The 19,303-nt window shown below is 68.2% G+C and carries 17 protein-coding genes and 1 pseudogene; 12 read left to right on the plus strand and 6 right to left on the minus strand.

Annotated features, from left to right (window positions below; all coding sequences use genetic code 11):
* Entirely contained in the window at positions 1–2,031 is a 2,031-nt protein-coding gene (locus tag ACFVM3_RS26355; protein WP_378442666.1) for an MMPL family transporter, read from the minus strand.
* Between the two features lie 106 nt (positions 2,032–2,137).
* Between ACFVM3_RS26355 and ACFVM3_RS26360 the strand changes: the two genes are divergently transcribed.
* Positions 2,138–2,611 carry a MarR family winged helix-turn-helix transcriptional regulator gene (locus tag ACFVM3_RS26360; RefSeq protein WP_378442667.1) on the plus strand — a complete coding sequence of 158 codons (474 nt, stop codon included), beginning with the start codon at positions 2,138–2,140 and terminating at the stop codon, positions 2,609–2,611.
* A gap of 12 nt (positions 2,612–2,623) precedes the next feature.
* Positions 2,624–4,084 carry an SDR family oxidoreductase gene (locus ACFVM3_RS26365; RefSeq protein WP_378442668.1) on the plus strand — a complete coding sequence of 487 codons (1,461 nt, stop codon included), beginning with the start codon at positions 2,624–2,626 and terminating at the stop codon, positions 4,082–4,084.
* 48 nt (positions 4,085–4,132) lie between these two features.
* Here the strand turns inward: ACFVM3_RS26365 and ACFVM3_RS26370 are convergent, their stop codons facing one another.
* The gene (locus tag ACFVM3_RS26370) at positions 4,133–5,848 is read right to left on the minus strand and encodes a glycoside hydrolase family 6 protein (protein ID WP_378442669.1); all 1,716 of its coding nucleotides are present in this window, start codon (positions 5,846–5,848) and stop codon (positions 4,133–4,135) included.
* Positions 5,849–6,083: 235 nt separating this feature from the next.
* Here ACFVM3_RS26370 and ACFVM3_RS26375 point away from each other — a divergent pair, with 235 nt between their 5' ends.
* The 3 genes and pseudogenes from ACFVM3_RS26375 to ACFVM3_RS26385 form a co-directional block, all read left to right on the plus strand.
* Complete coding sequence (locus tag ACFVM3_RS26375; RefSeq protein WP_378442670.1) at positions 6,084–6,761, plus strand: response regulator transcription factor; 678 nt, start codon at positions 6,084–6,086, stop codon at positions 6,759–6,761.
* On the plus strand, positions 6,754–8,148 hold the full coding sequence (locus ACFVM3_RS26380) for a sensor histidine kinase (RefSeq protein ID WP_378442671.1): 1,395 nt from the start codon (positions 6,754–6,756) through the stop codon (positions 8,146–8,148). The genes ACFVM3_RS26375 and ACFVM3_RS26380 overlap by 8 nt, the downstream gene beginning before the upstream one ends.
* A 57-nt stretch (positions 8,149–8,205) precedes the next feature.
* Positions 8,206–9,219, plus strand: a pseudogene (locus tag ACFVM3_RS26385) (acyltransferase family protein); the annotation flags it as partial.
* A 117-nt stretch (positions 9,220–9,336) separates the two neighbouring features.
* On the opposite strand, the gene ACFVM3_RS26390 reads toward ACFVM3_RS26385, so the two are convergent.
* On the minus strand, positions 9,337–10,785 hold the full coding sequence (locus ACFVM3_RS26390; protein ID WP_378442672.1) for a DHA2 family efflux MFS transporter permease subunit: 1,449 nt from the start codon (positions 10,783–10,785) through the stop codon (positions 9,337–9,339).
* 221 nt (positions 10,786–11,006) lie between these two features.
* On the opposite strand from ACFVM3_RS26390, the gene ACFVM3_RS26395 reads away from it, so the two are divergent.
* The gene (locus ACFVM3_RS26395) at positions 11,007–11,858 is read left to right on the plus strand and encodes a maleylpyruvate isomerase N-terminal domain-containing protein (RefSeq protein ID WP_378442673.1); all 852 of its coding nucleotides are present in this window, start codon (positions 11,007–11,009) and stop codon (positions 11,856–11,858) included.
* Between the two features lie 16 nt (positions 11,859–11,874).
* Here the strand turns inward: ACFVM3_RS26395 and ACFVM3_RS26400 are convergent, their stop codons facing one another.
* Positions 11,875–12,264, minus strand: coding sequence for a winged helix-turn-helix transcriptional regulator (locus tag ACFVM3_RS26400; protein ID WP_378442674.1), 390 nt, complete (start codon positions 12,262–12,264; stop codon positions 11,875–11,877).
* Positions 12,265–12,362: 98 nt separating this feature from the next.
* Here ACFVM3_RS26400 and ACFVM3_RS26405 point away from each other — a divergent pair, with 98 nt between their 5' ends.
* Positions 12,363–12,770: a RidA family protein gene (locus ACFVM3_RS26405; RefSeq protein ID WP_378442675.1), complete on the plus strand. Its 408-nt coding sequence runs from the start codon at positions 12,363–12,365 to the stop codon at positions 12,768–12,770.
* Between the two features lie 4 nt (positions 12,771–12,774).
* On the opposite strand, the gene ACFVM3_RS26410 is transcribed toward ACFVM3_RS26405, so the two are convergent.
* Positions 12,775–13,254, minus strand: coding sequence for a cupin domain-containing protein (locus tag ACFVM3_RS26410; protein WP_378442676.1), 480 nt, complete (start codon positions 13,252–13,254; stop codon positions 12,775–12,777).
* A gap of 175 nt (positions 13,255–13,429) precedes the next feature.
* Positions 13,430–13,861, minus strand: a complete 432-nt coding sequence (locus ACFVM3_RS26415) for a VOC family protein (protein ID WP_378442677.1) — start codon at positions 13,859–13,861, stop codon at positions 13,430–13,432.
* A gap of 102 nt (positions 13,862–13,963) precedes the next feature.
* Between ACFVM3_RS26415 and ACFVM3_RS26420 the strand changes: the two genes are divergently transcribed.
* From ACFVM3_RS26420 to ACFVM3_RS26440, 5 genes are all read left to right on the plus strand, one after another.
* A complete protein-coding gene (locus ACFVM3_RS26420) occupies positions 13,964–14,620 on the plus strand; it encodes a GntR family transcriptional regulator (RefSeq protein WP_378442678.1) in 657 nt (218 codons plus the stop codon).
* A 132-nt stretch (positions 14,621–14,752) separates the two neighbouring features.
* Positions 14,753–16,066: an ABC transporter substrate-binding protein gene (locus tag ACFVM3_RS26425; RefSeq protein ID WP_378442679.1), complete on the plus strand. Its 1,314-nt coding sequence runs from the start codon at positions 14,753–14,755 to the stop codon at positions 16,064–16,066.
* Positions 16,066–17,013: a carbohydrate ABC transporter permease gene (locus ACFVM3_RS26430; protein ID WP_378442680.1), complete on the plus strand. Its 948-nt coding sequence runs from the start codon at positions 16,066–16,068 to the stop codon at positions 17,011–17,013. The genes ACFVM3_RS26425 and ACFVM3_RS26430 overlap by 1 nt, the downstream gene beginning before the upstream one ends.
* The gene (locus tag ACFVM3_RS26435) at positions 17,006–17,845 is read left to right on the plus strand and encodes a carbohydrate ABC transporter permease (protein ID WP_378442681.1); all 840 of its coding nucleotides are present in this window, start codon (positions 17,006–17,008) and stop codon (positions 17,843–17,845) included. The genes ACFVM3_RS26430 and ACFVM3_RS26435 overlap by 8 nt, the downstream gene beginning before the upstream one ends.
* A gap of 32 nt (positions 17,846–17,877) precedes the next feature.
* Positions 17,878–19,209, plus strand: a complete 1,332-nt coding sequence (locus tag ACFVM3_RS26440; RefSeq protein WP_378442682.1) for a GH1 family beta-glucosidase — start codon at positions 17,878–17,880, stop codon at positions 19,207–19,209.
* The last annotated feature ends 94 nt before the right edge of the window (positions 19,210–19,303 follow it).

The raw sequence follows: 19,303 nt of genomic DNA on the forward strand, positions 1-19,303 counted from the left end.
TCAATCCCGGCCGGTCTTCGCCAGCCTCGACGGCCACCAGATCTTCGGCCCGACGTCCACCGCGAGCGCCGGTACCAGCAGCGAGCGCACCAGGAGCGTATCGAGCAGGACGCCGAACGCGACGATGAACGCCAGCTGTGCCAAGAAGAGGATGGGCAGGACGGCCAGTGCGGCGAAGGTCGCGGCGAGTACGACTCCCGCCGAGGTGATCACGCCACCCGTGACGCGGAGACCGCGCAGCGTCCCGTCCCGGGTGCCGATCCTGTCTGCCTCCTCGCGGACCCTGGTCATCAGGAAGATGTTGTAGTCGATCCCCAGCGCGACAAGGAAGACGAAGCCGAACAGCGGGACGACCGGATCGGCGCCGGGGAAGCCGAAGACGTGGTTGAACACCAGCGCCGAGACGCCCATCGTGGCGGCGAAGGACAGCACCACCGTGCCGATCAGCAGCAGCGGCGCGAGCAGTGACCGCAGCAGGAGGGCGAGCACGAGGAAGATCACGACCAGGACGATCGGGATGATCAGCAACCGGTCGTGCTCGGAGGTCTCCCTGGTGTCGAGCAGCGTGGCGGTGGGGCCGCCGACCTTGGTGCCGTCGACGGCGTGCACGGCTTCCCGGATCCGTTGGACCGTCGCGATCGCCGCGTCGGAGTCCGGCGGATCAGCGAGGACCGCGTCGATCTTCGCGAGCCCGCCCGCTTCGCCGCTTTGGCGGACGTCCGAAACACCGGGGACGCGGGCCAGCGCGCTGACCGCCGGGGCCTGACCGACGGGAGTGATGATCACCGTGGGTGAGCCGGATCCGCCGGGGAAGTAGCGAGAGAGGACTTGCTGCCCCGCGACCGAATCGACCGGCGTGAGGAAGACGTCGGACTGCGCGGTGCCGGAGGCCTTGAGCTGGGGGAGGAACGCGCCGCCGACGAGCAGGACGACCGTCGTGACGATCCAGATCGTGCGCGGAGCGCGGGCGACCCAGCCTGACACGCGTGCCCAGATCCCGCCGGTCTCTTCGCGAGGTCGGCTCACCGTCGGCCGGAAGGGCCAGAAGGCGTTGCGACCGCACAAGGCCAGCACCGCGGGAAGGAAAGTGACGGTCGTGAGGAAGGCGGCGCCGATGCCGATGGCGGCGACCGGGCCGAGTCCCTTGTTGGAGTTGAGATCGCTGAACAGGAGGCAGAGCACGCCGAGGATCACGGTCCCCGCCGAGGCCACGATCGGCTCGATGGTCGAGCGCCAAGCCGTGCGGAGCGCGGAGCGCGCGTCGTTGCTCGTCCGGAGTTCTTCGCGGTACCGCGAGACCATCAGGAGTGCGTAGTCGGTGGCGGCGCCGAAGACGAGGATGAACAGGATGCCCTGGCTTTGCCCGTTCAGCGCCAGCACGTCGTGATCCGCGAGCAGGTACACCGCGAGACTCGCCGTTCCCAGCGCGAACACCGCCGACAGCAGCACGAGCAGGGGGAGCAGCGGGCTCCGGTAGACGATGATCAGGATGACCGCGACGACCGCGCCCGCGACCAGGAGCAGCAGGCCGTCGATCCCACCGAACGCCTCCTTCAGGTCGGCGATCTGGGCGGCGGGTCCGGTCACGAGCACCTTCAGCCCGTCGGGGGTATCGCGGGCGAGCGCTTCTCGCAATGCCTCGACGCCGTCCCCGGGGTCGCTCTTGGCGTCCAGCAACACGATGACCTGCGCCCCCGCGTTGCTCTGCGGGGCCGGGAAGAGCCGGGCGTTCGACGTCCGTTCGGCGAGGAATCGCTTGTCGCCCTCGGTCAGGCCGGAGGGCCGTTCGGCGACGACGATCGCCGGGATGACGGCGGCGCTGGAGAACTGCTTCTGGAGTTCGCCCACCTCGGTGGCTTCGGCGGACGCCGGAAGGAAGCTGCTGCTGTCGTTCTCGGTGACCTGGCTCAGCTTGCCCGCGTATGGACCGCTGAACCCGCCGAAGATCAGCCACGCGACCGCGACGAGGGCGGGGAGCAGCCAGCGCAGAGGTGACCGCGTGCGGGCGGGGCGTTCGACTTCCGAGATCATGGACGGATGGCTCCCGTGGCAACACTACTTCGACGAGTGAATAGTTCGACCATCGAAATAGTAGAGTGGTCACCCGGACGGGGCAACGTGAGGGGAGGTTCCGGACATGCCTGAGGACACGGAGCCCGTCACGGACGACTTGCTCGTTCTCCTGCTACGCCAGCTGACGGTCGAGTCGGACCGGTTCGCGGAGATGTTCGGCGAGGCACACGGCCTGCACCGGACCGACCTCAACGCGCTCGCGGTGATCATGGACGCCGCCCGTATGGGGGACCCGATGAGCCCGAGCAGGCTCGCGAGCGCCCTCCACCTGAGTGCGTCCGCGACGACGGCGGTGCTGGACCGGCTGGAGCGGGCCGGGCATCTCTATCGGGACCGGAGCGCCACCGACCGGCGCAAGGTCGAGTTGCGGATGCACGAGCAGGCGCGGCGGATCGGCGCCGAGTTCTTCCAGCCTCTTGGGGAGCGCTACGCCGAAGCGTGGCGCGACATGGGGGAGGACGAGCGGCGGGCGGTCGCCCGGTTCCTCCGCGGCAGCATCGCCGCGACCGTCGAAGTGCGCGGTCGCCTGGCACCGTGAACACTCGGGGACATGCGATGCGCGGTGCTCGGAGCGACCGGTTATGTCGGCGGACGGCTGGTGCCGCAGCTGCTCGACGCGGGCCACGAGGTGCGAGTGGTTGCCCGCTCACCGGAGAAGGTCGCCGAAGAGCCATGGCGTGACCGCGTCGAGGTCGAACGCGGCGACGTCACCGATCGGGCCTCCATCGAGACGGCACTGACCGACTGCGAGGTCGTCTACTACCTTGTGCATTCCCTGGCGCGCAAGGACTTCGTCGACGTCGACCGAGAGGGAGCGCACACCGTCGCGGAGGCGGCGAAGGCGGCGGGCGCGCGGCGGCTGGTGTACCTGGGCGGCATCGTGCCGGACGACGAGGAGTTGTCGCCGCACCTGGCGTCGCGCGCCGAAGTGGGCCGGGTCCTGCTGGATTCCGGAGTGCCCGCCGTCGTCCTGCAGGCCGCGGTGATCATCGGTTCGGGTTCGGCGAGCTTCGAGATGCTGCGCTACCTGACCGAGCGGCTCCCGGCGATGGTGACCCCGCGCTGGGTGCGCAACCGCATCCAGCCGATCGCGATCCGGGACGTGCTGCACTATCTCGTGCACGCGGCCGAGCTGCCGTCCGAAGTGAACGGCGCCTTCGATATCGGCGGGCCGGACGTACTGACCTATTTGGACATGATGCGCCGATACGCCGTCGTCGCCGGTCTGCCGAGGCGAGCCGTCGTACCGGTGCCGGTGCTCACTCCGTGGCTGTCCGCGCAATGGGTCAACCTGGTCACGCCCGTACCGAAGTCGATCGCCGTACCGCTGATCGAATCGCTGGTGCACGAGGTGGTCTGTCACGACCACTCGATCGCCGGCCACATCCCAGACCCCGAGGCAGGCCTTACGCACTACGAGCACGCCGTCGAACTGGCGCTGACCCGGATCCGCAACGCCGACGTGCCGACCCGCTGGTCGGACGCGTCGAGTGTCGCGGCGCCTTCCGATCCGCTGCCGAGCGATCCGGAGTGGGCGGGCGGGACGGTCTACGAGGACGAACGGGCGCAGCGGACGGACGCCTCGCCAGAGGCGCTGTGGGACGTCATCGAATCGATCGGCGGTGAACACGGGTGGTACTCGTTCCCGCTGGCCTGGTCGGTCCGCGGCTGGGCCGACCGGCTCGTCGGCGGCGTCGGGTTGCGGCGCGGACGGCGGGATCCGCGGCGGCTGCACCTCGGCGAGGCGCTGGACTGGTGGCGCGTCGAATATCTCGACCGGCCTCGCCTGTTGCGGTTGCGGGCGGAGATGAAGCTGCCGGGACGCGCCTGGCTCGAACTCGGCGTCGAGTCCGATGAGGACGGTCGTACCGTGTATCGGCAGCGAGCGGTTTTCGAGCCGCGCGGGCTGGCCGGGCACGCGTACTGGAAGGGGATCGCGCCGTTCCACGGTGTCGTGTTCGGCGGAATGGTCCGCAACATCACCGGTGCGGCGCAAGGAGAAGCCTCGTGAGTGGTGAGGACGGTTAGAACCGTCCTCGCCACTCACGAGACCCATTGCCTACAGAGCCGGGTAAGCGTTTCTCAGCAGCTCCTGGAACTGGGCGGAGAACCAGTGTCCGGAGAGCGGCGCGTCCGGAAGCGCGCCGGACATGTTGTTCTGGTTCCGCGGGTTGCCGGTGTACGTCGGGTCGCACATCCGGTCGAAACCCTTGCCCTCGGTGTTCGGGATCTCCTTGCTGGCACCGTCGGATTCACCCGGCGGCTTGATCCAGACGTAGGCGTCGATCCCGGCTTCCGGTGCGGCCTTGGGGCGTTCACCGAGTCCCGCGCCCGCCTGGTTGCACCAGTTCCCGAGATGGATGCGGCGATCCGTCCTGCTCCCGTTCACATAGGTGTCGACCGTGGTGGACGGTCCGGGGCCCGACGGTCGTGCGGCGCCGCCCCAGCCGTTGCGTGAAGTGTCGATGAGCATGCCGACGTCCGCCGGGAAGCCCGCCCGGATCGCCTCCTGCCGGAACGCCTGCGCGTAGGACAGTTCGTCGACGTAGCGGTTCCAGTCCACCCACTTCGACGTCCGCACCGAAGTGCCGCCGACACTGTCGTTCACGGTGAAGTACGGCTCCTTGAGCGCCCCGTAGTTCGCGGTGTTCGCGATGAAGCCGTGCACATTGGCCAAGGTGCTGCCGGAACTCTTCGCGGCCTGTGCGAAGAGGGCGGCGGACGGGCCGAGGTTGTCGTCCCAGCCGAGCCAGCCGTGGTGCCCGGCGTCGATGTAGTTGTACACGTTGGGGATCGCGCCGAGCTTCGCCAGCGCGTAGCCGACACCGGCGACGTAGTTCCCGTTGGCCTTCATGACGTCACATTGGGGCGTGGCCGTCTGCCGGGGTGTCACGTTGGTGACGAGGTTCGGCAGGGAGTCGATCTCGATCACGGTCACCACCCGCAACGCCGCGTACTTCGGATCGGCGAGGATCGTGGCGATCGGGTCGATGTACTCGGCCTGGTAGCGCGGAAGTTCGTCCGCCTTGAGCTCGCCGTTCGACGCGAGCGCGGCGCAGTCACGGCCGGGCAGGTTGTAGATCACCAGCTGGACGACCAGCGGTTTCCCGGCGGCCTGCTGAAGCGCTCCGTCGAGATGGGCGCGCAGCCCGCGGCTCGTGCCCGTGCCCTCGATGGCGGCGATCCGGTCGAGCCAGACGCCGGTCGGCTGGTTCGCGATCCGGGCGCCGCCCGGTTCCGCGGCGGCCTTCGCCGACCATTCCGGGTTCACGTACACCCCGGCGCCGGCGTAGGGGTTGTCCGCCTTGGGGCCGCCGGGACCGGGAGTCGTCGTGGTCGTGGTGGTGGGGGCGGTGGAACCGGTGCAGGTGGTGCCGTTCAACGTGAAGACGGCGGGTTTCCCGTTGGTGCCGGAGTAGCTGCCGTTGAAGCCAGGGGAGACGGTGGCGCCGGTACCGAGCGAACCGTTCCATCCCGCGTCGCTGACCGTCACCCGGGTGCCCTGTTGGCCGAAGTTGCCGTTCCAGCCCTGCTGCACCTGCTGGTTTCCGGGGAAGTCCCAGCTCAGTGACCAGCCCCCGGTGATCGGGTCGCCGAGGTTGGTGACCGTGACGGTGGCCCCGAAACCGGTGTCCCATTGGTTGGTGATCGTGTAGTCGACCTTGCAGCCCGGCGCCGCTTCGGCGCTCGAGCCCAGCACCACCGGCACAGCCACCATCGCGAGTATCGCGCCGATGGCCGATGGTGCCGAAACACCCTTTCCGCGGAATCTCATGCGTCGCCTCCTTGCGACCGGAATCCGATTTATGGGAGCGCTCCCATCGAGGACCGTAAAGGGGCGGCCGGGCCGTGACAAGGCCGGGCGATCCGAAATGTGGGATCGCTCCCGGAATACGACCAAAGGACTGAGCCACCCGGTGGAGGATTGGTCCTGACGGCGGCGAAGCCTTCACCCGGACAGCGGGCGGGCGGCGACCGGATCCGGTCCCGTCGTATGGGATCGTGAGCGGATGAGGATCTTGCTCGTGGAGGACGAGCGACGGCTGGCCGAATCGCTGCGCGCGGGGCTGAGCGCCGAGGGGTATGCCGTGGACGTCGCGCACAACGGCCGCGACGCGCTTTGGTATGCCGGCGAACACCCGTATTCCGCGATGATCCTCGACATCATGCTGCCGGGACTCAACGGCTACCGCGTTTGCCGGAGGCTGCGCGAACGGGGCGACACCACCCCGATCCTCATGCTGACCGCGAAAGACGGCGAGGACGACGAGATCGAGGCGCTGGACACCGGCGCCGACGACTTCCTCCCGAAGCCGTTCTCCTACGGCGTCCTGCTCTCCCGGCTCCGGGCACTGATCCGGCGCGGGGGAGCGACCCGGCCCGGTACGCTCCGGCTCGGCGACCTCGAACTCGATCAGGCGAGCCGTGTCTGCCGTCGCGGCACGGCCGAGATCCCGTTGACCACCAAGGAGTTCGCTCTCCTGGCGTATCTGATGAAACGGCAGGGTGAGGTGGTCACCAAGGCCGAACTGCTGGAGAACCTCTGGGATTTCGCCGCGTCGGCGACCGCGAACCTCGTCGAGGTCCACGTGAGCGCGCTGCGGCGCAAGATCGATCTGCCGTTCGGGGTGGAGACGATCCGCACGGTGCGCGGCGCCGGCTACCACGTGGTGGGCTCCGGTGCGTGAATTCCTGCGGACGACCCGCTTCCGGGTCGCGCTGACCTCGTTCGTGACGTCACTCGTCGCGCTCGGCGTCGTTTCGGCGTGGCTCGTGGTCGACGCCGAGAACCGGCTGGGGGCGGGGGCCGCGCAGGTGGCGAGGGCGCGCGCGGCGGCGATCGTGCAGCTGCTGAACACCGGCGCCGCGCCTGCCGATCTGCTCCTGCTCGTCCGCGACTCGGCCTACGAGGTGGTCGACCAGTCGGGCAGGCGCGTCATCGGGTGCCCTGGTCTGCGGCACGGTCTGCTGGTCAAGGAGGACGACTACCAGCGCGGTGATTCCGTGTCGGTTCTCGAAGCGGGTGCGGTCGACGAGTCGATGGCGGGGTCGGTCGGCTGCCGGGGAGTGCTCGGACGTGACGTGGAGACCACCGAGACACGCGTGCACGTCGCGGCGGAGACGAGCGGCGACAGCAAGTACCGGATCTACGGCGCCGCCGTGGTCGACGAGTCCGGGCAGGCGGCGCTCGACGCGGTACGGGTGACGTTGCTGGCGGGCGTCCCGGTGATCGCGCTGCTGATCGGGGCGGTCGCGTGGCTCGCGGTGCGCCGTTCGCTGCGGCCGGTGGAGGCGATCCGCTCGGAGGTCGCGGAGATCGGCGCGCACGATCTCTCCCGCCGGGTCCCGGCCCCGGACAGCGCCGACGAGATCGCGAAGCTCGCCGAAACGATGAACACGATGCTGGCCCGCCTGGACACGGCGGTCACCCGGCAGAGCCGCTTCACCTCGGACGCGTCGCACGAACTGCGTACTCCGCTGGCCTCCCTCCGGACCCAGCTGGAAGTGCTGCTCGCGCATCCGGACCGGCTGGACTGGCGCGACGCCTGCCGTAACGCGCTCCTCGACGTCACCCGCTTGCAGGACCTCGTCGGAGATCTCGTGCTGCTGGGCAAGCTGGACAACGCGGAACCGGAACGGACCACGCCGGTGCGACTGTCCGAAGTGGTCGAATCCTGTCTCTCCGGACGGCAGGGGGTCCGGGCCGAGATGGACGACGATCCGGTGGTCCTCGGCGACCGCGGCAGGCTGGAACGGTTGCTGCGCAATCTGGTGGACAACGCGCAACGCCATACCCGCACCGGCGTCGAGGTTCGGCTGTCCACTGTGGACGAAGTCGCCGTGGTCGCGGTCACCGACGACGGGCCGGGTATTCCCGCCGCGGACCGTGACCGGGTCTTCGATCGCTTCGTGCGTCTGGACGACGGACGTGCGCGTGACGACGGTGGCGCGGGCCTCGGGCTGGCGATCGTCGCCGAGATCGCCCGGGCACACGGCGGCACCGTCGAAGTCGCCGACCACGACGGCGGTGCCCGGCTCGTCGTCCGCTTGCCGTTGGCGAAAGCGCGAAGCTGAAGACGTCTTCAGCTTCCTTAAGCTTCGGTTCAGCGTCCGCGTCCGAACCTTCGGGGCATGTTCGCTCTTGCGCGCCGCTCCTGGTGGCGGCCACTCGGCCACGCCGACTACCTGGCCTCGTCGTGGTTCCCCGGTCTCACCGGCGTACGCGCGCTTGCCGCCGTAGCCGTCGTGTTCTTCCACTACGGAGGGCCGGTCGTCGACCGTCTCCAAGGCTGGATCGCCGTGCAACTGTTCTTTGTGCTGTCCGGCTTCCTCATCACGACGCTGGCCCTGCGCGAGGAAGACCGTGACGGCCGGATCTCCTTGCGCGGGTTCTACCTTCGCCGGGTCTTCCGGATCATGCCGGTGTACTTCCTGCTCCTGGCGCTGACCACGGTCGCGGTCCTGCTAGGCGGGACGTACCGGAGCAGCAGGCTCGCCGACGCCATGCCGTACTACCTCGTCTTCGGCAACGAACTCGTCGACTTCAACACGCCCTATCCGACGTCGTGGTCGCTGGGCGTGGAGGAGAAGTTCTACCTGGTCTGGCCCGCGCTACTGGTGCTGACTTCGGTCGCGCGAAGCGGGAAGACGGCGTTGCGCCTGCTGCTGGGCGCGTCGGCCGTCCTGGGTGTCGTGCTGTTCGCGCTGCCGCTGGCACCCTCGCACACTTGGGCGAGTCTTTCGGTGCACTACTGCTCGCTCGTCATCGGTTGCCTGCTGGCGATGACGCTCCACCATCCGCGCGGGTTCGCCCTGGTCCGGCCGCTGACCAGCCCGATCGTCGCGACGGTGATCGGTTGCGGGTTCGTCGTGCTGCAGTTCTCCGTCGGCCCGCTGGCGAAGGCACTCGGCGGGCACTGGCAGTCCGTGGTGCCGGTCTACGCGGCGGGCTCGGCACTGCTGCTCGTGGCCGTCGTGTCGCCGGGCCCGGTTCGGACGCTGCTCTCGAGCAGGCCGATGACCTTCGTCGGAGACCGCTCGTACGCGCTCTACCTCGCCCAGACCGGCGCGGCCGGAGTCACGGGCCGGCTACTGCCCAGCGGGCTGGCCAAGGCCGCCGCGACCACCGGTGTCGCGTTGGTGTTCGCCTGCGCGTTGCGCCGCTGGATCGAACAGCCCGCCATCGCCTACGGCCGGAAGGTGATCGGACGACGCGCGCCCGCCGTTCCTCCGGCGGAGGCGACGGCGGGCGCGAGGCGAACGTCAGTGGTGCGCGGCCACCGCACCGGTGCCGGCGCTCTTCTTGACGAAGAGCGATCCGACGAACGCGGCGAGGCCGACGCAACCGGCGACCATGAACGTCGTGCGGATGCCGCCCGCGTCGGGGCTGACCGCCCCGGCAGTGGTGGTGCTGGCCGTGGCCACCGCGATGAACATGGCGGTACCGAGCGCACCGGCGAGCTGCTGAAGGGTGGCGAGGATCGCGCTGCCGTGTGAATAGAGGTGCTCGGGCAGCGAACCGAGGGATTCGGTCATCAGCGGCGTCATCATGAGGCCGAGCCCGCCCATCAGCAGGACATGGATGGCGATGACCGCGATCAGTGGTGAACCCGCGCCGAGCAGGGCGAACAGCCACAGCGAGATCGCCATCGCGGCCGCGCCGGGAATGACCAGGAGCCGGGGGCCGAAGCGGTCGTAAAGCGCGCCGACCGGGCGGCCGAGCAGCCCGAGGACCAGTCCGCCGGGAAGCACCGCGAGCCCGCTGACGAACGTCGTGGTGTGCAGGACGGTCTGCAGGTACAGCGGGAGCAGGATCGCCGCGGCGCCCAGCAGGCACATGAACAGCAGGGCCGTCAGCACCAGGGAGACGACGAAGCTGCGGTGGGTGAACGGACGCAGGTCCAGCAGCGCGCGGTCTTCCTTCTGGAGGCGCAGCTGGCGCCAGGTGAACACGACGAGCGCCACGACACCGACGGCGATCGGCGCCCACGGCGGCACCGGCTGATGCCCGCCCGCGGATTCGCCGGACACCGACAGGCCGTACAGCACGCCGCCGAAACCGAGCGCGGACAGGATCACCGACAGCACGTCCAGCGGCACCTTGCGGGTGTCGCTGTCCAGCCGCAGCTGCAGCATGCCGACCACCAGCGCGGCGATCGAGAGCGGCAGCACGATCCAGAACATCCAGCGCCAGCCGAGCGACGAAAGGACAGCGCCGCCGATGGTCGGGCCGATCGCCGGGGCGACCGCGATGACGATGGTGATCGTGCCCATCGTGGCGCCGCGTTTCTCGACCGGGACCAGGCGCATCACCGTGGTCATCAGCAGCGGCAGCATCACCGCCGTCCCGCAGGCCTGGATGACGCGGCCGGTCAGGAGGAGAGCGAAGCCAGGGGCGAGCGCGCTCACCAGGGTGCCGGTGCTGAACAGGGTGAGCGAGGCCAGGAACACCTGGCGCGGGGTGAACCGCTCGAGCAGGAACCCGGTGGTCGGGATGACGACCGCCATGGTGAGGAGGAAGCCGCTGGTCAACCACTGGACGGTGGTGGTCGGGACCTGGAGGTCGACCGTCAGGTCACGCAGCGCCACGCTCAGGATGGTCTCGTTGAGGATCATCACGAACGCGGAAAGGACCAGGACCCCGATCAGGAGCCCGGCTTTCGCCGGTGCCCTTTCCTGGTCGTGGGCGGTTTCGGGCAGGGTCTCGGTCATCAGTGAAGGGCTCCTGGAAGGGCGCGGGTCCGCGTTGGCCGCCTTCGGCGCCGGCAACGGTGACAGCGAAGGCGAGGCTGAGTCTTTCCGTTCAGTCTGCCTGTGCCGGTCGGTGTGTGTCACGTGAATTTCCGTAGTGAGTACGGTCACTGCGCTTTCGGGCAGCGCGGGATCGCACGGGAGCGGAACGCTTTTCGGTGTCAGCGCGATAAAATCGGCACGTGACCAGAGCGATCTCGGCGGATCGATGGCGTTCGGTGCGGCGAGCCTACCGGGTGACGGGCGCGCGATTCGCGGAACTGGTCGCCCGCGTTCCGGATCCGGACGCGATGGTCACCGCGGAGTGGACGGTGGCCGAAACGGTCGCCCATGTCGCGATGATCGCGAAGATGTACACGTCCCTGGTGCGGCCGGACGGCGCGTCGATTTTGGACGGCCGAGGGCAGAGCCAGGTCGAGAAGACCACTGTGGACACCGTTTCCGTGCTGAACACCTTGGTGTTGCGAGATTTTCCCGAACGCGACATCCAGGTGCTCGTCACCGGATTGCTCGCGGACATCGAGGAAGTACTGCGGGTGACGGAGGACGCGGATCCGGGCACCCCGCTGGAGTGGCTCGGGGGCTCGAAGGTGCCGCTGGCCGGGGTTCTCGCGCACCTTGTCAACGAACTGCAGATCCACGGCTGGGACATCGCGAAGGCGCTGAAGCTGCCGTGGACGATCCAGCCGGCTGATGCGGCGTTGTTCTTCGACCTGTTCCTGGTGGGTGTGCTGAGCCACGAGATCGGGCACCTTCTCGACACCGACGAGCCGCCGCGGGATCGCCGCATCGCCGTGGCGTTCCGGTCCGCGTACACGTCCCCGGTGGTGCTGGTGCTGCGTCGGGGACGGGTGACCGTCGAGGAGCCCGGTGGACCGGTCGATATTCGGATCTCGTTCGACCCGCCGACGCTGAACCTGATGCTGTTCCACCGCGTCGGCAAGGCGCGTTCCGCGCTGACGCGCAAGATCGTCGTCAGTGGTCCGCGACCGTGGCTGTTGCCCGCGTTCCTGCGGGTGGTCCGGTTGCCGTAGGGCTTCGGGTAGCGCGTCAACCGTTGGCAGGCGTGTCGAATCGGCGTCGCGAGTCTTCGATGTGGCCGAGGAACCGGTGGGTCCAGTCGCACATCCCGTCGACCGTGGCGCGGAGGCCGTGCCCCGCCTCGGTGAGGGTGTAGTCGACGCGTGGTGGCACCGTCGGGTGCACCGTCCGCTCGATCAGGCCGTTGCGCTCCAGCATGCGCAGGTTCTGGGTGAGCATCTTGTGGCTGATGCCCTCGATGCCGTTCCGCAGTTCGGTGAACCGCCTGGTGCGGTCGCCGATCGTCTCGATGATCAGGAGCGCCCACTTGTTGGCGACGTCGGAGAAGATCTCCCGCGCCAGCGAGTCCGCCCGCATCAGATCGGCGTCGTCCGAACCGTTGAGCCGCTTGGGCACCATAAGGTTCCCCCGTCACGAAAAAGTGCGTTCTTCCAGGTCGTCGCACACTCTCCTACAGTTCCTGGGTAACCACAAGTGACCACGAACGAGGAGTACGGATGAGCATCACCCTGGTGAACCCCGCGGGACTGCCGGAGATCCCCGCCTACCGGCAGGTGTCGATCGCGACCGGGTCGAAGCTGGTCTTCGTCGCGGGGCAGGTCTCCTGGGACGCCGACGGTGTCCTCGTCGGCGAGGGTGACCTCGCGGCACAGGTCGAACAGTGCTACCTGAACGTCGGCACCGCGCTCGCCGAGGCCGGCGCCACCTTCGACGACGTCGCGAAGATGACCGTCTACGTCGTCGACTGGACGCCGGACAAACTCGCGCTGTTCCTCGAAGGCGTGGACCGGGCGGCCGCCAGGCTGGGCGGCACCCCGGTCCCGCCGGGAACACTGATCGGTGTCGCTGCCCTCGACGTGCCCGAGCACCTCGTCGAAGTCGAGGTGACCGCGGTCGTCGACTGAGCGCTCACTGACCGCGCGCGGCGCGCCAGACCGGGCTGTCGACGTAGTGGTTGTCGTATTGCTTCGAGGAGGCCGCGATCTCCGCCGGGTCGGCTTCGCCACGCGCGACCCGGTCGAGGAGCCGGTAGTAGTCGAAGCGGGCCATGCCCGGCGTGAAGGTGACCAGGACGTCGGCGTCCGAGCCGGCGGCGGGGCCGAACGCGTGCGGCACCTTGGGCGGCACGGCGAGGAAGTCACCCTTCTCCAGCGTGTGCAGTGCTTCCTCGACGAGGACCTGGAGTTTCCCTTCGAGTACGAAGAAGAACTCGGTCGCGCGGGTGTGGAAATGGGCGGGGGTGCCGAAGACGCCGTCCTTCAAAGTCGCGCGATTCGCGGTGAAGCCCCCGTCGGTGGTGTCCGAGTCGGCCAGCAGCGTGATCTCGCTGCCCGGCGCGTCGCTGACGATCTCGGCGTCGGCGGCTCGGAGAAGGATGGGGTCGAACATGGTGGCGTCTCCCTGGTTTCCGTGGTCAGCGGGCTCGCTGTCAGGACCAGCTTCTCGCCGCGCCTGCCCTTGATCAACGCGGAAAGCGGAACCGATTGATAATCTTCAGGTTATCAATCGGTTGTCCGTGAAGGCCCCCAAAGTCCCTCATGGAGGCCTTCACGGACTTGGCCGGTCAAGCGGCGAAGACCTGCGAGTCGTCGGCGAACGCCTTGAACTCCAGAGCGTTGCCAGCCGGGTCCAGCAGGAACATCGTCCACTGTTCACCGGTCTGTCCCTCGAAGCGGACGTAGGGCTCGATGACGAACGAGGTGTCCGCCGCGCGCAGCCGATCCGCGAGCTTCCGGAACTCCGGCACGGTGAGGATCAAGCCGAAGTGGGGCACGGGAACGTCGTGTCCGTCGACGGGGTTGTGGATCCGCTGCGGCCGCTCCGGGGCGAGATGCGTGACGAACTGGTGGCCGTGGAGGTTCCAGTCGATCCACGTGTCGGAGCTGCGGCCCTGTTCGAGACCGAGGACTTCGCCGTAGAAGGCGCGTGCGGCGGCGAGGTCGTCGACCGGCATGGCGAGGTGGAAGCGGGGGATGGGGGAGTCGAGGACGGTCATATCCAGGGCATCCTTTCCGGCAGGGCGGTGGTTGTCGTAATGTTAACATTAGGACAAGAGCGGGGATCGCTAGTATCGGGCGTTCCGGTGGGAAGGATGAGGATGAGCGAACCCGGCAGGGTGGTGCCGGCACGTCGTCGCGGGCTGGCGGACGAGGTCGCCGACAGGGTCAGGGACGCCATCTTCGGCGGCGCCTATCCGCCCGGCGCGCAGCTGCGCGAGGTCGAGCTTTCGGCGGCGCTCGGCGTCAGCCGCGGCCCGGTGCGCGAAGCGCTGCTGAAACTGGAGCGCGAGGGCCTGGTCCGCAGCGAATGGCATCGCGGCGCGATCGTCACGACACTGTCCGATGTGGACGTCGCGGAGCTCGACAGCCTGCGGTCGGCGCTGGAACAGCTGGCCGTCCGGCTCGTGGTCGCGAACGCGCCGGAGGCGGACCTGGCGGCGATCGACGAGGTCGTCGACCGGATGGACCGGGCACGCGACGAGCACGAGATGGTCCGCTGTGACATCGACTTTCACGACGCGGTGTACGCGGCGTCCGGTCATCGGAGGCTCGTCGAGGCGTGGCAGGCGATCCGGTCGCAGGTGCACCTGTTCCTGCTGACCCGGATCGGTGTGAGTTCCGACGGCTATCTCGCGAGCATCCCGGCCGAGCATCGTCGGCTGGCGGCCGCTCTTCGTGCCCGTGACGGCGAGAAGGCGCTCGAACTGTTCGCCGTCCACCGCGGCGAAGCCTTCGCCGTGCTGACCAGGAAGTGAACGAGCCGGACGAATTGGCGTTCAAGGTCTTGACGGCAAGGTTGGCCAAGGCTTAACTCAAGCCCTGAAATAAGACGTGTCCCGGGTCACAGGCTCCGGGCGCGGCTTGGCCACTCACCCCGAGGACCATCGATGCGAATCGGAAAGATCGCTCCCGCGCTCGTCCTGGCGCTGGCGGCCGCCGCCACGACGGCGTGCGGCGGCGGCGACACGTCGTCCAGTGCTCCCAAGGAGCTCGTGTACTGGGCGTCCAACCAGGGCACCAGTCTCGACAACGACAAGGCCGTCCTGCAACCCGAACTCGACAAGTTCGAGAGGGCCTCCGGGATCAAGGTCAAGCTCGAGGTCGTCCCGTGGACGGATCTGCTCAACCGGATCCTCGCGGCCACCACCTCCGGCAAGGGGCCGGACGTGCTCAACATCGGCAACACCTGGTCGGCCTCGTTGCAGGCGACGGGGGCGTTCCTGCCGTTCGACGACGCCGCGCTGGAGAAGGTCGGTGGCAAGTCGCGTTTCCTCGGACCGTCGCTGGCGGCCACCGGGGCGAGCGGGCAGCCGCCGGTCGGCGTACCTCTCTACGGCCAGGCGTACGGCCTGTACTACAACAAGAAACTCTTCGCGGAGGCAGGGATCACCAAGCCGCCCGCCACCTGGGAGCAACTCGTCGAGGATGGCAAGAAGCTCACCAAACCCGACAAGGGCCAGTGGGGGCTCTCGCTCCAGGCGGGTCAGGTCACCGAGAACAGCCACCACGCGGCGATCCTCGGCGCCCAGCACGGTGCGCGGTTCTTCACTCCCGAGGGCAAACCGCAGCTGGCTTCGGATCCGTCGGTCGCGGCCGTGCAACAGTTCGTCGACCTGATGCAGAAGGACAAGATCGTCAACCCGGCCAACGCCGAATACGCGGACACCGCCAAATCCCTCAAGGATCTGTCGGACGGCAAGGCCGCGATGTTCATGAACCAGGCCTCCGCGGGGTCGTTCAAGAACATCGGAATGGACATGGCGAACCTCGGTGTCGCGCCGATCCCGCTGCCCGCCTCCGCCCCGCCGAACGGCCGCAAGGTGACCAGTTTCGTCGCGGGCATCAACATGGCGGTCTTCAAGAACACCAAGAACCCCGACGCCGCGCTGGACTTCGTGAAGTTCATGGTCTCGGCGCCGGAGCAGGCGCTGCTCAACAAGACCTACGGTTCTCTGCCGACCGTCGAGGACGCCTACAGCGACGCGGCGTTCCAGACCGAGGACGTCAAGGTCTTCCAGAACGTGCTCGCGAATTCGGCCGAGCCGATGCCGCAGGTGCCGCAGGAGTCGCAGTTCGAGACCCTGATCGGCACCGCGATGAAGGCGATGTTCGCCGACGTCGCCGCGGGCAAGCCGGTCGACGGAGCCAAGATCCGGGACCAGTTGGACCAGGCGGACCAGCAGATCGCGGCCGGTAGTTGATGCCGACCGCTCTCGACGACGCCCCGGCCCTGAAGCCGGCCGGGGCGCGGCGTGTCCGGCGCGAACGGCGCGGCATCGCGCTGCCGTATCTGCTCCTGCTCCCCGCGATCCTGCTCGAACTGCTCGTCCACGTCATCCCGATGATCGCCGGGCTCGTGATGAGCTTCTTCAAGCTGACGCAGTTCTCCATCCGGGACTTCTCGTCCGCCCCGGCGGCGGGACTGGACAACTACAAGTTCGTCCTGGACTTCGACTCCGCGGCGGGGAAGTCGCTGCTCGGTTCGTTCTGGATCACTGTCCTCTACACCGTTCTCTCGGTGGGGTTCTGCTGGCTCTTCGGCACTTCGGCCGCCGTGCTGATGCAGAAGAACTTCCGGGGCCGCGGCCTGCTCCGGACCCTGTTCCTGGTGCCGTACGCGCTGCCGATGTACGCCGCCGTGATCACCTGGTCGTTCATGTTCCAGAAGGACACCGGCCTGGTGAACGACCTGCTGGGCACCGACTCCTTCTGGCTCATCGGGGACAACAGCTTCTGGTCGCTGGTGGTGGTCTCGGTCTGGCGGAACTGGCCGTTCGCGTTCCTGATCGTGATGGCCGGGCTGCAGAACATTCCCGGAGAACTGTACGAAGCCGCGGCCATCGACGGCGCGGGCTGGTGGCGGCAGTTCCAGGCCATCACCCAGCCGATGCTGCGCCCGGTCAATCAGGTACTCCTGCTGGTGCTGTTCCTGTGGACCTTCAACGATTTCAACACGCCGTATGTCCTTTTCGGAGCGTCCGCGCCGAAGGAGGCGTCGCTGATCTCGATCCACATCTACCAGAGCTCCTTCGTGACCTGGAACTTCGGCCTCGGCTCGGCGATGTCGGTGCTGTTGCTGCTTTTCCTGCTCGTCGTCAGCACCGTCTACTTGGGACTGACCGCGCGGAGGAGGAACGCCATTGTCTGAGCCTCGCTGGGTCCCGTGGGCCCGCCGATTCGTCCTGGGCTTCCTCACCTTGTTCACGTTGGTGCCGCTGTACGTGATGGTCTCGTCGTCGCTGAAGCCGCTCGGGGACGTGCAGGGCGTCTGGGAATGGGTGCCGACGACGCTGACCATCCAGCCGTTCTTCGACATCTGGGAGACCATCCCGCTCGCCGAGTACTTCGTGAACAGTCTGGTCATCTCCGGCTCGGCGGCGATCCTCTCGGTGGTGATCGCGATCTTCGCGGCGTACGCCCTGAGCCGGTTCCGCTTCCGTGGCAAGAACTTCTTCAAGATGACCGTGCTGTCCACGCAGATGTTCCCCGGCATCCTGTTCCTGCTGCCGCTGTTCCTCATCTTCGTCAACATCGGCAACACCACCGGCATCGTCCTGTACGGCTCGCGCCTCGGGCTGATCATCACCTACCTGACCTTCTCGCTGCCGTTCGCGATCTGGATGCTCGCCGGCTACATCGACTCGATCCCGAAGGAACTCGACGAGGCCGCGATGGTCGACGGCACCGGGCCGCTCGGCGCGCTGGTCCGCGTGGTCATCCCCGCGGCGATGCCGGGCATCGTCGCGGTGGGGATCTACTCGTTCATGACGGCCTGGGGCGAGGTCCTGTTCGCGTCGGTGATGACCGATTCGGGCACGCGGACCCTCGCGGTCGGCCTCCAGGAGTATTCGACCCAGGTCCAGGTGTACTGGAACCAGGTCATGGCCGCGTCCCTGATCGTTTCCGTCCCGGTGGTCGCCGGATTCCTGCTGCTCCAGCGTTATCTCGTCGCCGGGCTCACCGCCGGTGCCGTGAAATGACCTGCCCGTCGCTCCGTACAGAGAGGTCCGCCTTGACTCTGCGCCTGCCCGCCGATTTCCTGTGGGGTGCGGCCACCGCCGCGTACCAGGTCGAAGGCGCCGTCGACGCCGACGGCCGCCTCCCGTCCATCTGGGACGATTTCGTCCGGGTCCCGGGTGCCGTCCTGAACGGCGACACCGCCGACGTCGCGTGTGATCACTACCGGCGCTGGCCGGAGGATCTCGCCATCATGAAGAAGCTGGGCCTCGACGCCTATCGTTTCTCCGTCGCCTGGCCGCGGGTGATCCCGACCGGTCGCGGCGCGGTCAACCCGGCCGGTCTCGACTTCTACGACCGGCTGGTCGACGCGCTGCTCGAAGCCGGGATCCGGCCGTTCGCCACGCTGTTCCACTGGGACTTGCCTTCCGCGCTGGAGGGCGGCTGGCCCGAGCGTGACACGGCGTATGCGTACGCGGACTACGCCGCCGTTGTGGCGGCTCGGCTGGGTGACCGGGTGAAGGACTGGAACACCGTCAACGAACCACTGTGTTCGGCCTGGCTCGGCTACCTCGAAGGGCGTTTCGCGCCCGGGATCAAGGATCTCAAGCAGGCGATTCACGCCTCGCACCATCTCCTGCTCGCGCACGGTCTCGGGGTGCGGGCGATCACCGCGAACGCCGCCCAGCCCGCGAACATCGGCCTGGTGGTCAATCTCAGCGGGATCGAGCCGGCGTCGGACTCCGCCGCGGACGTCGAAGCGGCGGCGCGCATGGACGGGCATGTCAACCGCTGGTGGCTCGACCCGTCGAACGGCCGCGGCTACCCCGCGGACATGATCGAGGTCTACGGCGTCGAACCACCCGTGGCCGGGGACGATCTGGAGGTGATCTCGGCCCCGGTCGGCTACCACGGGTTGAACTACTACTTCCGGCAGATCGTCGAGGACGATCCGGACGGTCCCGCCCCGCGCGCCCGTCAGGTGCCGGTCGAGGGCGCGGCCACCACCGCGATGGGCTGGGAGATCCACGGGCAGGGGCTGGCGGACCTGATCCACCGGCTCGCCGACGAGTACGGCGCTCGCGCCGTCTACGTCACCGAGAGCGGGGCGGCCTTCGACGACAAGGTCGCCGAGGACGGATCGGTCCACGACGCCGACCGTATCGCCTACCTGGAAGAACATCTGGGCGCGGTGGCGGGCGCCGCCGAAGCGGGCGCTCCGGTGAAGGGCTACTTCGCCTGGTCGTTGCTCGACAACTTCGAATGGGACAGCGGGCTGAGCAAGCGGTTCGGGCTCGTGCGGGTCGACTACGACACACAGGTCCGCACGGTCAAGGCGAGTGGGCACCGGTACGCGGAGATCATCGCCGAGCACCGCGGCCGCTGACCGGCTGGGAACCGCCAGCGGTTCGTGCGGGCGGATGGACCGAGGGGTCCGGATTCGTCGCGCGGTACGAACGGACGCCCGCCGAAACCTCCTA

Source organism: Amycolatopsis sp. NPDC057786 (assembly GCF_042797905.1).
In the GTDB taxonomy this organism is placed as follows: Bacteria; Actinomycetota; Actinomycetes; order Mycobacteriales; family Pseudonocardiaceae; genus Amycolatopsis.

Excerpts from the sequence above, each read along its gene's own strand:
- ACFVM3_RS26355 (WP_378442666.1), bottom strand. The coding sequence starts at position 2,031 with ATGATCTCGGAAGTCGAACGCCCCGCCCGCACGCGGTCACCTCTGCGC.
- ACFVM3_RS26360 (WP_378442667.1), top strand. The coding sequence starts at position 2,138 with ATGCCTGAGGACACGGAGCCCGTCACGGACGACTTGCTCGTTCTCCTG.
- ACFVM3_RS26365 (WP_378442668.1), top strand. The coding sequence starts at position 2,624 with ATGCGATGCGCGGTGCTCGGAGCGACCGGTTATGTCGGCGGACGGCTG.
- ACFVM3_RS26370 (WP_378442669.1), bottom strand. The coding sequence starts at position 5,848 with ATGAGATTCCGCGGAAAGGGTGTTTCGGCACCATCGGCCATCGGCGCG.
- ACFVM3_RS26375 (WP_378442670.1), top strand. The coding sequence starts at position 6,084 with ATGAGGATCTTGCTCGTGGAGGACGAGCGACGGCTGGCCGAATCGCTG.
- ACFVM3_RS26390 (WP_378442672.1), bottom strand. The coding sequence starts at position 10,785 with ATGACCGAGACCCTGCCCGAAACCGCCCACGACCAGGAAAGGGCACCG.
- ACFVM3_RS26400 (WP_378442674.1), bottom strand. The coding sequence starts at position 12,264 with ATGGTGCCCAAGCGGCTCAACGGTTCGGACGACGCCGATCTGATGCGG.
- ACFVM3_RS26405 (WP_378442675.1), top strand. The coding sequence starts at position 12,363 with ATGAGCATCACCCTGGTGAACCCCGCGGGACTGCCGGAGATCCCCGCC.
- ACFVM3_RS26410 (WP_378442676.1), bottom strand. The coding sequence starts at position 13,254 with ATGTTCGACCCCATCCTTCTCCGAGCCGCCGACGCCGAGATCGTCAGC.
- ACFVM3_RS26415 (WP_378442677.1), bottom strand. The coding sequence starts at position 13,861 with ATGACCGTCCTCGACTCCCCCATCCCCCGCTTCCACCTCGCCATGCCG.
- ACFVM3_RS26420 (WP_378442678.1), top strand. The coding sequence starts at position 13,964 with ATGAGCGAACCCGGCAGGGTGGTGCCGGCACGTCGTCGCGGGCTGGCG.
- ACFVM3_RS26425 (WP_378442679.1), top strand. The coding sequence starts at position 14,753 with ATGCGAATCGGAAAGATCGCTCCCGCGCTCGTCCTGGCGCTGGCGGCC.
- ACFVM3_RS26430 (WP_378442680.1), top strand. The coding sequence starts at position 16,066 with ATGCCGACCGCTCTCGACGACGCCCCGGCCCTGAAGCCGGCCGGGGCG.